12 protein-coding genes are annotated in these 13,550 nt (G+C 36.0%); 9 read left to right on the top strand and 3 right to left on the bottom strand.

Going from position 1 to position 13,550, the window contains the following annotated elements; genetic code table 11:
- Positions 1-75: 75 nt before the first annotated feature.
- From IV494_RS00355 to IV494_RS00315, 9 genes are all read left to right on the top strand, one after another.
- Positions 76-1,260, top strand: coding sequence for an MFS transporter (locus IV494_RS00355; RefSeq protein WP_196078193.1), 1,185 nt, complete (start codon positions 76-78; stop codon positions 1,258-1,260).
- A gap of 39 nt (positions 1,261-1,299) precedes the next feature.
- Positions 1,300-1,872, top strand: coding sequence for a TMEM175 family protein (locus tag IV494_RS00350; RefSeq protein WP_196078192.1), 573 nt, complete (start codon positions 1,300-1,302; stop codon positions 1,870-1,872).
- Positions 1,873-1,883: 11 nt separating this feature from the next.
- On the top strand, positions 1,884-2,171 hold the full coding sequence (locus IV494_RS00345) for a GNAT family N-acetyltransferase (protein ID WP_196078191.1): 288 nt from the start codon (positions 1,884-1,886) through the stop codon (positions 2,169-2,171).
- 32 nt (positions 2,172-2,203) lie between these two features.
- On the top strand, positions 2,204-2,677 hold the full coding sequence (locus IV494_RS00340; protein ID WP_196078190.1) for a hypothetical protein: 474 nt from the start codon (positions 2,204-2,206) through the stop codon (positions 2,675-2,677).
- 225 nt (positions 2,678-2,902) lie between these two features.
- Positions 2,903-4,339, top strand: a complete 1,437-nt coding sequence (locus tag IV494_RS00335; RefSeq protein ID WP_196078189.1) for a sodium:solute symporter — start codon at positions 2,903-2,905, stop codon at positions 4,337-4,339.
- Between the two features lie 76 nt (positions 4,340-4,415).
- Positions 4,416-5,648, top strand: a complete 1,233-nt coding sequence (locus IV494_RS00330; RefSeq protein ID WP_196078188.1) for an AbiH family protein — start codon at positions 4,416-4,418, stop codon at positions 5,646-5,648.
- Positions 5,649-5,733: 85 nt separating this feature from the next.
- Complete coding sequence (locus tag IV494_RS00325; RefSeq protein WP_196078187.1) at positions 5,734-6,837, top strand: DUF5700 domain-containing putative Zn-dependent protease; 1,104 nt, start codon at positions 5,734-5,736, stop codon at positions 6,835-6,837.
- 163 nt (positions 6,838-7,000) lie between these two features.
- A complete protein-coding gene (locus tag IV494_RS00320) occupies positions 7,001-8,218 on the top strand; it encodes a porin family protein (RefSeq protein ID WP_196078186.1) in 1,218 nt (405 codons plus the stop codon).
- A 245-nt stretch (positions 8,219-8,463) separates the two neighbouring features.
- Complete coding sequence (locus IV494_RS00315; protein ID WP_196078185.1) at positions 8,464-9,729, top strand: NRAMP family divalent metal transporter; 1,266 nt, start codon at positions 8,464-8,466, stop codon at positions 9,727-9,729.
- A 234-nt stretch (positions 9,730-9,963) separates the two neighbouring features.
- On the opposite strand, the gene IV494_RS00310 is transcribed toward IV494_RS00315, so the two are convergent.
- The 3 genes from IV494_RS00310 to IV494_RS00300 all read right to left on the bottom strand — a co-directional run bounded on the left by IV494_RS00310 (position 9,964) and on the right by IV494_RS00300 (position 13,535).
- Entirely contained in the window at positions 9,964-10,500 is a 537-nt protein-coding gene (locus IV494_RS00310; protein ID WP_196078184.1) for a hypothetical protein, read from the bottom strand.
- 82 nt (positions 10,501-10,582) lie between these two features.
- Positions 10,583-12,844 (bottom strand): DUF11 domain-containing protein, encoded by a 2,262-nt coding sequence (locus tag IV494_RS00305; protein WP_196078183.1) that lies wholly within the window; start codon positions 12,842-12,844, stop codon positions 10,583-10,585.
- A 142-nt stretch (positions 12,845-12,986) separates the two neighbouring features.
- Entirely contained in the window at positions 12,987-13,535 is a 549-nt protein-coding gene (locus tag IV494_RS00300) for a hypothetical protein (RefSeq protein ID WP_196078182.1), read from the bottom strand.
- Between the last annotated feature and the right edge of the window lie 15 nt (positions 13,536-13,550).

Genomic DNA, 13,550 nt, shown 5'->3' with positions numbered 1-13,550 from the left:
TTCGCCACATTATTTTCCGCAGAAATTCCCGATTTTTGCGCCTTCAATTATTAATGAAGAAGTTTTAAAGGAAAGATGCTAAAAGAGAAAAATAAATTTATTGCAACCTTGCTCGCATTTGCACTAATTCCAATGTCGGGATTGGCGACGGATATTTATTTGCCTTCCATGCCGAATATGGCGCTCGAACTTCATCAAACGGAAACCAGAATTCAATTGACGCTCACTTTATTTTTGATCAGTTATGGTGTCACTCAGTTTTTTGCAGGAAGTGTCGTAGATTCTTACGGAAGATATCGGGTAACGCTGGTTTCTCTGGGATTATTTATGGTGAGTTTTTTAGTCACTGCCTTAACCAAAGACATTATGGTCATCTATGCGATGCGTATTTTACAAGGTGTTTTAGCAGGTTTTGCAATCGTCTCGAAGCGCGCATTTTTTGTGGATGTTTACGAAGGTGAAAAACGAAAACACTATTTGAGTGTCATGACGATCGTCTGGTCAGTCGGTCCTATTATCGCCCCTTTTATTGGTGGGTATTTACAGAAACTTTTCGGTTGGCAATCGAATTTTTATGTTTTAGCGGTTTACAGTTTTCTTTTACTGATTTTTGAATATCTATTTTCTGGGGAAACATTAAAAGTTAAAAAGCCCTTTATCATCAATTTCGTTTTCAGGGAATATGATATGATGTTCCGAAGCAAAGATTTTTTCTACGGCATGCTTATGTGTGGAATAAGTTATGCGATGGTCATTTTCTTCAATCTTTGTGGCGCATTTATTATCGAACACAAAATGGGTTACTCAGAAGTTGTGGCCGGTTACGTTTCTTTAATTCTTGGTTTCGCCTGGATGTCAGGAGGATTTTTAGGTAAATTTTTAATAGACAAAGATTTTCTTCCCAAAAATAGATTTGCGAATTATGCCCAGTTATTTTTTATTCTGGTCATGCTCTTTTCCTCTTTTTATCTGAATTCTATTTACAGCCTTGTCGCCTTTGCATTTGTCATACACGTGACTGCAGGTTTTATTTTCAATAATTATTTCGCCTATTGCCTCGGAAGATTTCCGAATTCTGCAGGAGTCGCAGGAGGTTTAACGGGTGGAGTTTCCTACATTATCACTTCTGCAGTAAGTTACAGCATTGTTGCCATCCTTCGACCCACCATGCAGCTGGGAGTTGCAGAAGGATATTTAATTATGGGAATTCTGGCGTTTTTTATTTTAAGCATGACAAAATTGAGAAAGGCTCATCTTTAAATTTACAGAATTTAATTACCTTTAGTTTTTAAAAACAAAATGAAGAAAGGTAGATTAGAAGCATTCAGCGACGGTGTTCTTGCCATCATTATCACGATCATGGTACTGGAATTTAAAACACCGGAAAACGGGACTTTGGAAGCCTTAAAACCTTTGATCCCAAAAATTATTTCTTACATTATCAGTTTTATGTACGTTGGGATCTACTGGAATAACCATCACCACCTTTTTCAGATCATCGAAAAAGTGAATGGCAAAATATTGTGGGCAAATTTAATTTTGCTCTTTTGGCTTTCTTTACTTCCGTTCGCAACAGGTTGGATGGGTGAGAATCATTTTGCACAAAATACAGTCGGAGTTTATGGATTTATTTTAGCGATGTGCGCAATTTCTTTTAATGTTGTTCAGAAAGTTGCTTCGAAAAGTGAAGGACCAGATTCCGCTTTGGCAAAAGTAATGCAGAACACAACGAAAGAAACAATATCAACTGTAAGTTACTTTGTTGCGATCGCACTTTCCTTCTTTTATCCATTAATTTCATTATTTTTATACTTTGTAGTCGCGATGATCTGGTTGATCCCAGACAAACGCATGGAAAAATTAATCAGTTAAAATTAAAATATATGACAGACATTATTCAGAACAACGGGGAAAAATTCGGGGAGTTTTCTGCAACGCATGATGGCGAAAGAGCAGGAGTTTTGCAGTACGAATGGATCGATGACAATACCTTCGACATTGTACACACCGAGGTTGATGAGCATTTTGGCGGAAAAGGAATTGGCAAAAGTTTGATTTCTGAGGCGGTTAATTTTGCAAGGGAAAAAAATGTAAAGATCAATGCCGATTGTCCTTTTGCGAAATCAGTTTTAGAAAAAGACGATTCTACCCATGATGTTTTCGTGAATTAAATTTTACACAAATACCTTTAAAAAATAATAACATGAATTTTAGAAACACCGCAATCATCGCAGTTCTGTCTATTTTTGCCTTGCAATCGTGTAAAAAAGAAGTTGCAACGACTTCAATTTCAAATAATGACAGCATGAAAACTGACGCAATGGTCACCGATAGTTTGACAACCGTAAAACCTGAAATAAAATCAATGGACAGTGCAGCCGGAATAGAAATGTTTTCTGCCCTGAAAAATAAAAAAGTTTCGTTGGATAAAGATGCTGTGACTTTAACTTCTGTAAAAGAAGGCAGCCCGGAAAAAGCCTATTTGATCTTCAATGATGATCAGTCTAAAGTAGAAGTTTTCTTGCCCGGAGAAAAGAAAGGAATTTTGTATGACCGAAAAGGAACAGAAGGAAATTATACCTGGACGGACGGGAAAAATGAACTCATCCAGTGGAAAGGTTACGTTCTGAGAACCTTAAAACAGGCGATCCCATTATTTAATGGTGATTCGATGTAAAATTTACAAACTTCATTTATGGCCTTTCAATTTTATTGAAGGGCTTTTTTTTTATCGCTTATTTCGCAGAAGCGAAAATCTGCGCCCCGACCTGAGTGAAGCTCTTTTTAATTGGTGGCTGAACTTGCTGAAGCCGGCAATTAAAAAAGCGGGAACGGAGGGCGGAAATAGGCGCCCAAATCATAACAAAAAAACTATATTTGTGAAAATTTAAAACGAAATTCTATGAATCCGATTGTGTTGCTGTTGATCATCATTGCGTATTTCGCACTTTTACTATGGGTCGCTTATAAAACCGGAAAAGGCAGTAACAACGAAAGTTTTTTTATCGGAAACCGAAAAAGCAACTGGATGCTCGTGGCTTTTGGAATGATCGGGACCTCGCTTTCGGGCGTGACTTTCGTGTCGGTTCCGGGTGCAGTTGGCGCGGATAAATTTCATTATTTACAAATTACGATTGGGTATTTAATTGGATATATTGTCATCGCTTACGTTCTTCTACCCCTTTATTACCGCCTAAAACTGACCTCCATCTACGGTTATCTGCAACAGAGAATGGGGCAACTTTCCTATAAATCCGGGGCCTGGATTTTCATCGTTTCGCGTTTGGTTGGTGCAACTGCAAGGTTGTATTTGGTAGTGAATATTTTGCAGATGACGATCCTGGACAGTTTAGGCGTTCCGTTTATCGTGACAACTTTGATTATTTTGATCATGATCATTCTTTACACTTATGAAGGTGGCGTGAAAACCATTGTGTGGACTGATACTTTGCAGACGACGTGTATGCTTTTGGGACTGATCATTTGTTCGGTTTATATGATGAATCATCTGGGTTTAAATTTTACAGAAAGTATTTCGCAAATGAATAAACTCGGTTACACAGAAGTTTTTAATACGGATGCGAACAGCAAAGCTTTCTTTTTTAAACAGATCCTGGCCGGAGCTTTTATCACGATCACAATGACGGGAATTGATCAGGAAATGATGCAGAAATCTTTATCGGTGACCAAACTGAAAGACTCGCAGAAAAACATGGTTGTTCTGGGTGTGATCTTAGTCGGTGTGATTTCCTTGTTTCTCTTTATGGGCGGACTTTTACATCTTTACGGAAACACCGAACATGTTGCCACTTCTGGAGATCAACTCTTCCCGGATATTGCTTTGAATCACATGCCGCCTTTCATTTCGATCATTTTTATTGTGGCTTTGATCTCGGCGCTTTTCCCAAGTGCAGATGGCGCAATGACGGCTTTAACTTCATCTTTATGTATTGATATTTTTGGGTTGAGAGAAAAACCGATCTCCCAAAAAGAGCAGGAAAAATTCCGGAAAAGAGTTCACCTCGTTGTCGCATTTGCATTTTTAGTAATGGTCATTATTTTCAAACTTATCAATGATAATTCGATGATCGGTTTGATTCTGAAAATGGCCGGATTTACTTATGGACCGCTTCTCGGATTATTCGCTTTTGGAATCTTCACTAAGTTTCAGGTGAAAGACAAATGGGTTCCTTACGTTTGTATCGCCGCACCAATTATTTCTTTTTTGATCGATAAATACCAGGAAAACTTTTTCGGTGATTTCAAAATCGGTTTGGAGTTGTTGATCATTAATGGATTGATCACTTTCTTTGGGTTGTGGTTGATTCGGAAGAAATAAGCATTGTTGAAAACTAAATATTTAAAATCGGTTGAAAGCTCAATCGATTTTTCTATTTTTATACAAACGCAATTTAATGAATAGATTAATTTTAGTAGGAAACGGTTTTGATTTAGCACACGGTTTGAAAACTAGTTATAAGGATTTTATTGATGATTTCTGGGAGAATGAATTAAAACAACTACAATTAGGTGTTTACATGACTAATCAAAAACTCAATCATATAGAATTAACGGTAAACTATAGCAGCTCTTTTATACTAGAATTTTCTAAAAATTATTCTGACTTAATTTTTGAAACTAAACTTAATAGTATAAATATAATTTTTGAAAATGATTTCTTGAAGTTAATTACTAAAAAAAGTTATGACAATTGGGTTGATATCGAAAATGAGTATTATACTATATTAAAAAATTGCGACCAAGGACAAATTGATAATTTAAATAAAAACTTCAATGAGGTAAAAATGTTATTTACAGAGTATCTGAATAAAATTCCAAAAGAAGCCAGTAACATTAATATAATTGAGAACCATATTTGTTCTCAAATAAAGTATAATGATTTAAGCGCTATTTATAATGACAATCTAATTGAGGAAATTTTAAAAAAAATAAATACAAATTTAGTTGAGATATTAAATGACAACATAACTGCAAATAATATAGAAAACGATGAAGAAAGAGAATTGATACTAAGAATTAGAGATTTAATTTCTAAAAAGACAGAGAAAGAAGTCATCAAAGATCTTTTATTATCAGGTCAAAAATCTTTGTGTAAAATTTTAAATTTAAATCCCGAATCAATTTTAATATTGAATTTCAATTATACTAATATTACTGATAATTATGTGGGTAGAACTGCAGGATATGAATGTAATTCAAACATTTCAATTAACCATATACATGGAGAATTAAACAATGAAAAGAATCCAATAATTTTTGGCTTCGGAGACGATATTGATGAACATTATAAAAAATTTGAAAATTTAAACGAAAATAGATATTTAGATTTTTTTAAATCAATTGCATATCTTCAAACTAGTAATTATAAGAAACTTTTAGAATTTATCAATGGTGAAGATTTCCAAGTTTTTATTTTCGGACATTCTTGCGGTATTTCAGATAGAACAATGCTTAATACCATCTTTGAACACGATAATTGTACATCTGTAAAACCATTTTATCACAAAAGAAAAGATGGAACTGATAATTACACCGATATTGTTCAAAATATCTCCAGAAATTTTAATGATAAAAAGAAATTCAGGGATCGAGTTGTCAATAGAACTGATTGTGAATCTTTGACTTAATTTTCACTGTGACATTTCCTCCTTTTAAGTTGTCTTAAAAACACAAACAGTATACTAAAATCTCCGATTTAACACCACTCTTTTTATGAAAAAACTTCTTCTCTTCTTTTCTATAACTACGTTACTACTCACCTTTTCGACCTTCGCAAGAGCGCAAACTTTTCATACCGAAGCTTTAGATGCGTACTGGAAAATGATCGAACGTTTGAAAAAAGGCGATTCCCTTTCTAAGGAAACCTGGAACAAATTTCTGGATCTTGAGGCCAATAAGATCTATGTGAAAAATCAAGGCTTTGACAAAAATTATCTGGAGCGTTTAAGAAAAAGTGTGGAAGTAGTTTACATGCCACAAAATGCCGAAATTTTAAAGAAAAGAGTCGAGGCCATTGAGAAAGATCCATCAACATACTGGCTGACTTATAAAGTGTATGTCTACAAAAAATACGAAAAAGAGTTGAAGGAATTTCAAGCCACCGTCGGAACTCCACAATATCTTGCAACAAGCTATAAAAATACTTTTGGGTGGCTTCCAAAAAGACTTCAGATTAAGGAACCAAAAATTAATATCTATTTGTTAGGTATTGAAAACGACGCGATCGCCGGAAACAGTGGTTTGGTTTTAACTTTATGGAATCTATATAACGCCGATAAAATTCAACCCGGCGGATTATTGGGTCATGAAATGCATCATTATTTAAGAAAATCTTTTGGTTATCAAAATGTGGCAAAAGAAGATGAAGGTTTATTATATTTTTTAAATGTTGTGCTCAACGAAGGTTCTGCGGATCTGATCGAAAAACCAACGAACATCGCACACAACGATGAAATTCCTTATGGTTTGCAAATCAGAGATTTTCTTTTGCCGCAAGCCGACAGTATTGTCCAGGTCGCCAACCGAAATATTGAGGAAATGCAGGCTTCTGGAGGAAAAACCTTTAAGACAGAAAAAGACTACCGCAATTTGGTGAAATGGACGAGCGGACACAATCCGGGATATTTTATGGCAGATATCATCGTGAGAAATGGTTACCGAAATCAACTGCTTAAAAATATTCAAAATCCTTTTCAGTTTATCCAGATTTACAACAAAGCCGCAAAGAAAGATTCTAAAAATCCTCCATTATTCAGCGACCGGTCGATTAATTATATTCAGATGTTCGAAAAGAAATACTGGAAAAGCCGCAGCTAAAAAAAAATGCCTGACATCAAATTTTCCTCTTTAGAACTGAGATGAAAATTGCCTGAATTTCTAAATGAAAATTTGGGTACTTTTTTCGTTTTTTTTTACAGCGTGATAAGGAAAAAACACTTAGATTTAACGTCCGTAAAAAATAATAATTTAACAAAATTTTATGAAAAAAATTTCCTTATTTTTCTCTTTACTTTTTTCAATATTTGCGTTTTCGCAGATCCATTTTGAAAAAGCGTATTTCATCAATAACGACGACTTAAGAATGGAATGTCTCATCAAAAATGTGGACTGGCGCAATAATCCTACTTCTTTCGAATACAAAATAGAGGAAGGTTCGGCAGTAAAAATTGGCGACATCAAAAATGTGAAGTTTTTTGAAATCTATAACGAAGCAAAATATTTACGGGCTACTTTAAATATCGATCAATCCAGTGATAATTTGAATAAACTAAGTTCGAGATACGAACCAGAATTTTTAGAAAAGAAAGTATTTTTAAAAGAACTCGTAGAAGGTGACGTTAAACTATACAAATATGATGACGGAGGTTTTGCAAAATATTTCCTGAAAGAGGGCGATAAACAGCCTGAACAATTGATTTATAAACCATACCTCATCGAAGTAAGCAAAATGGCTTACAACAGAGATTACCAGAAACAACTGCAAAAAGTATTGACGTGCCCGAAAATCCCAGCAAATGATCTGAAAAATGCAGAATACAGAGAAAAAGATCTGGTAAAGCTGGTTTCGGCAAATAATCAGTGTCAAAATCCGAACTACGAAAATAAGATCGTGCAGCAGAAAAAAGGATTTTTAAATCTTTCTGTTCGTCCGCGCGTTAACTTTGCTTCTATGACCTTCTCTAATTTTGCTTTAGGGAAACAATTTAACATGGAATCTAAAACAGGTTTTGGTATTGGTGTAGAAATGGAATATGTTTTTCCTTTCAACAGAAACAAATGGTCTGTTATTTTCGAACCGACTTACCAGTATTACAAAGCACAGCAAACCAATAACGATGATCCATCTTTTCCGTACAAAGCATCTGTTGACTACTCTTCTATCGAATTGCCGCTTGGGATCAGACATTATTTTTTCCTTAATGATGACTCGAAATTAGTTATAAATGGTCAGTACATTTTTGACCTTAAGATCAAAAATAATTTTGAATTTAGAGACAGTACGGGAACTCTGGGTAACTCGCTCGACGGTAAATCGAATCAAAATTTTGCGTTTGGAATTGGTTATCAGTTCAAAAACAAATACGGAGTTGAAGTTAAATACTTTACCGAAAGAAATATTCTGGAGAACTATACGTACTGGAGTACTAAATTCCAGAACGTTTCTCTCATCCTCAGTTATAATCTGTTTTCAAAATAATAACGAGATTTAAAAATAGAATTCTTTATTAAAGCAAAGCTGTTTCCCATTCGGAAGCAGCTTTTTTATTTCTTTCTAATGCCTTTCTGATTTGAAAATTATTGAATGCGGAAGCAGAAATTTTATTAATGTCCAATAGTGTAAAATAACTTACTTCTCTGTAAAATTTTAAATATAATAAAAGGATAACGTTCGTATATTTACTTAGGATTTTAAACGAGATCTAATTTTTATTAAGAATCAAAATGACCAAATTCAAGAAACGCCCCTCAAAGTTAAAAAAGTTTTTAGGCTTATTAGGTCCCGGACTCGTAACCGGAGCAAGCGATGATGATCCTTCCGGGATTGCAACATACTCGCAAGCAGGCGCGCAATTTGGTCTTGCAACACTTTGGTTAGCGTTGCTTACTTTTCCTTTAATGGCGGCGATTCAGGGAATGTGTGCGAGAATTGGTTTGGTCACTTCTCAGGGTTTAACGGTTACTTTAAAGAATCATTACTCGAAACCTCTGCTTTATATCATGCTGCTTTTCAGTTTCCCCGCGATCACGCTCAACATTGGTGCAGACATTCAGGGAATGGGCGCGGTTGCACACATGATCATTCCTGCAGTTCCTGTTTCAGTGTTTTGTGTCGGATTTACGGCTGTTTTAATGTTTATCATTATTAAATATCCTTACCAAAAAATTGCGAAAATATTAAAATGGCTTTGTTTATCCTTATTGCTTTACATGATCGTTCCATTTATGATCAAACAGGACTGGCTTTTGGTTTTGAAAAATACTTTCATTCCTACCGTTCATTTCAACAAAGAATTTTTTTCAATCGTTGTTGCGATCCTGGGAACGACGATTTCTCCGTACCTTTTCTTCTGGCAAGCAACGATGGAAGTTGAAAACATGGCTCAAAGTAAAAGAAAGATCATCGTGAACAAACGCGTTCTTGGCGATATGAGAACCGATGTAAATACAGGAATGGTATTATCAAACCTGGTCATGTTTTTCATTATTCTCACCACAGGAAGTGTGCTCTACAACTCCGGGATCAGACAAATTGATACGGTAGATCAAGCTGCAAAAGCCCTGGAACCACTCACCGGGAAACTCACTTATTTAATTTTTGCAATTGGAGTTTTGGGTACAGGACTTTTAGCAATACCCGTTTTAGCAGGTTCACAATCTTACATGCTTGCAGAGACTTTTGGATGGGAAGCTGGGCTTGACAAAAAATTTCCACAGGCAAAAGCTTTTTATATTTCGATCATTATCTCGCTACTCGTAGGTTTATCACTTGATTTTTTAGGAATTAGCCCTATAAAAGCTTTACTTTTTACCGCCATAACCTATGGACTTACTGCACCCATTTTGATTGCGATCATCCTTCACATTGGGAATAACAAGAAAATCATGGGCAAAAATACGAACTCAAAATTTTCAAATATTTTGGGTGTTATTACTTTGATTATCATGAGTGCCGCCGCATTTGCACTGATCTATTTTTTATTTAAATGATAACAGCTTTAGAAATAAATCTGTACTCTTAATTTCCTCATTTAAAGGATATCTTTTCACAAAAAAAGTTGCTGCAAAAAATACAACAACCTTTCATTATCAATTCATTAAACCTTTAATAATCAATTGGAAGTGAAAAATTTAGTTTTGGATGGAGTTTGCTGAAACTGAAATCATTTATAACAAAAATTTACCATTAGATCTTTTTCACTTTTGATCTTCGAATATTTTCAACTATGGTTTCCAGTAAGCCCAGGTTGTTCCGTTGAATACCGCTAATCTTTTTGCACCGGTTTTATTGATGTAAACCATCATTCCGGGAGAAGGACTCGGAATATCCTGAACATCTGCAACAGTCGGTAAAACCATTGCTTTTGTCGTAGATTCTAAAACTAAAACGCCGTCTGAGCCGGAACTTCTGGCACCAATAATTGATTTTGCGTCAGTTTCTACAATGCCCATTGGTTGTATGGTTAAAGCACTGGTAACATTTCCATCCCGACCACTGAGATCAACCCAGCTTATTCCGTTAGAAAATTTGATTCTTGCCTCCGCTGGTATACTTGCATCTAATAAAATAGTTCCTGCGGTAGCCGGAAGTGGAGAAAAAAGTGTTCGAACGTAAGGCAGGATGAGACCTTTATTACCCTTTGCAAATTCTAATAATACAGATGTTTTTGTGGTTGCTGTTCCCACCGCATCACCGATGATTACTTGTGCATTGAATGCTGAAACTGCACTTAATAATATAATTGTGAATATACTTTTCATTGTCTTTTATTTTTTTAAATTATTTTTAAAGAAAGAAGCCCGCAACAAGATCTACCGTTGAGAGCTTTCTCTGCTTTATTTTTTACGGACAAGCCGGGTTGTTGAAACAGCTCCAACCACCAGTTGTACCATCGGAATTGATTTTCAAACATTTTTCTACGGTATCAAAAACCATCATTCCTTCCTGTGGAGAAATTATATTGTTAATTTCGGTAGTTGTCATTCTCGTGATGACAAAACCTTTGGTATTGGATTCTAAAACAGTATGAGCTGATAATCGAGCCATTGGCCAGTCGGTATTTGTACCACCAGCTCTTCGCAACAAAGTGATTCCGTGATTGGTTGCAACACCCGTTCCTCCAGCTGGTAAATCATAACACACACATGGTATTATATTTAATCCGTAACCACGACCGGTAATATTTGTAACACCTACTACATTTTGAGTGATCGTAATAACATTATTTGTTACCGTATTCCAGATTATTGTGTTCAAACTAGCTCCATTAAACAGTTCTAAGGGAAATAACGGACCGTTGGTCATTTTGCTTCCAAAGAGATTTACAGTACCAGTTGGACTGATCACCACTCGTATCATCGGAGCAGCTGCAGTTCCGGTAAATGAATAAATATTTGGCGTTCCCACTTCATATAACGTCCCGTCTACAAAACGCACATTAATTCCCGGCGCAGGCGTTCCCGCCGACTGAAACTGTAATTCTGCAGTAGCTAAAGGAGTTCCGTTAACGGTTAAATTAAACGAATTATCCAACTTAAAAATATCGAAGTCAAAACCATAATTAGTTGGCGGTTGTGTAAATGTTTTGGTCGCACCACCTTCCGCAGTAAAAGTTTCACCCAAAATTTGTTCGAGACAGATGACTGCCACAGAAGCACTGGAGGTATTGTTCGGAATATTCGGATCTGAGATTCCACTTGTTGTGCTGATTACGGCGGTATTGGTATAATTTCCGGTCGCATTTAATTTTGCATACACTTTTAAAGTACGTGTTGCGCCATTATTTAAATTACCGATGGTCCAAATTCCTGTTCCGGGAATGTAAGTTGTACCTGCAGGAGCCACGTGTGAATCATACGCAAAACCTGTAGGCAAAAGATCTTTAACCTGAACACCCGTATTGTTTGCAGGACCATTATTTTTAGCGATGATCGTAAATGCTACATTATCTCCTACTGGTGCGCTCGACTTATCAACTGATTTGATGACCTGCAGATCAGACTCAGTAAACGCAGTGACGGAAGCTGACGCACTGTTATTTGCAGTATTAGATTCGGTTTCGTCGCCGGTAATCCCGGCACTATTTGTTGCTGTTGCATTTACAGTGGCGGTAATTTTTAAAACTAAGGAAGCACCATCTGCCATATTTCCTATAGCCCAAACTCCCGTTGCAGAATCATAGGTAGTCCCAACCGGCGTTGCAGCACTACTTACATAAGTAAAACCGGATGGCAACTTATCATTAACGTTAACATTTGTTGCAGCAATAGGTCCATTGTTGGTTGCTGTAATTGTAAAAACAACGTTCGATCCTACTGCAACACTCGACTTGTCTACCGTTTTCGTAATAGCCAGGTCGCTTGTAGGAATATTTGCAGGTGGATTATTTGTTGGCGTGGTGGGGCCGGTAAAAGTTCCATTGGTTCCCAAAGCAAAAGCTCCCTGTCTGTTGGCAATCGCACCTGTTGCGCCAATTTTAAAAGTGATCGATGTTTTAGGACTAAGATACCGCGCATAAAAACTGGCAGTATTTTCAAAGACGATTCCAGTTAAACTACCCGGAATTCCACGAAATTGTGTTTCTGCTCCAATATTTGTAACGACTAATTGCGATGAATTGCTTACGGTGTAATTGCTGTATTCATTTAAAGGTAAAAGATATTTTTCCGTTAAAGCAGCGCTACTTCCATCGATGTCGATCCCATTTAGAAAATAATTCCGGAGATAAACGGGGAAATTAGTAGTCGTATCGAAAAACTCTAATTTATACTGTACATGACCGGAAGCGGTTGTTGTTATAACCGGCTGAAATCTTATTGGCACTGTAGTGTCGTCATCAAAAGTGGAGAGAGAAGCATTAACCAAGGCAACAATGGTAAGTTTACCATACAGTAAACGGCCTTCAACCGTACCTAGATTAGCTATTTTGTAAACAGAACCTGCTGCACTTTGTGTTCCGGAAAGGCGCGTCGTGTTCGCATTCGTAAAAGAAAAGTCGATGCCATTTGCATCCAGAGAGTAAAATTGAGCATTTGCACTGAGCATACTTAAAAAAGCAAATAAGAAAATACTTTTCTGAAGTATATTTTTGTAGAGGTAATTCATATTTTAAGAATTATTTATTTTTGGTATTAGTATTTTAAAATACATTTGAAACATCTTCATCCGGTACTGTTAGTTGATGTAAAAGATTTGATTGGATAGCTGTTTTCCAAAGTTTCAAGGGCATGATTTCAAGAAGAAAATTTTACGAAAAAGCAGGAAATGGTGGTGGTCGCACACTGAAAGAGCACGTAAATCTAGAAATTGAATTATTTTGTAAATAAAATTCTAAATTCAATTTTATAGAACGTGACAAAAAAAATTTGGCTTTCGGGCAGGAAAATGCTGCAATACCTGATTTTTTAACAGACGAATTGAAATTTGAGAGCATTGCGAAAACCGTAGATGATGAAACATAAGAAAATCGACTGTCGCTGTATGGATCATTAAAAGTTTTAAAAATTTCTTTCTCAACCTGAAATTTCCTTTCAACCTTACTCTTCATTTTTGATCTTGATGTAACCTTCTTTTTATTCTTTACTTTCAGTGGTTGGCTTAGTTTCGACCGATCGATATAAACCACTTTTGCATTGGTTAGATGATCAAGATTTGAAACAATGGTTCCCTTTAAAACAAAAATTTTAGAACTATTCGATTTTGGTACAGGAGAACTTTTTTCAGTATTGCTGCAGATCAAAGCTCCCACGCTGAAAATCGCCTCGCTTTCGAAGGATAAAGTATTCTCTCTCTGCACAATCAATTTTGCGGA

The sequence above is a fragment of the Kaistella gelatinilytica genome (genome assembly GCF_015679325.1).
GTDB classification, from domain to species: Bacteria; Bacteroidota; Bacteroidia; order Flavobacteriales; family Weeksellaceae; genus Kaistella; species Kaistella gelatinilytica.
This window is presented reverse-complemented; position numbering and strand designations above follow the sequence as displayed.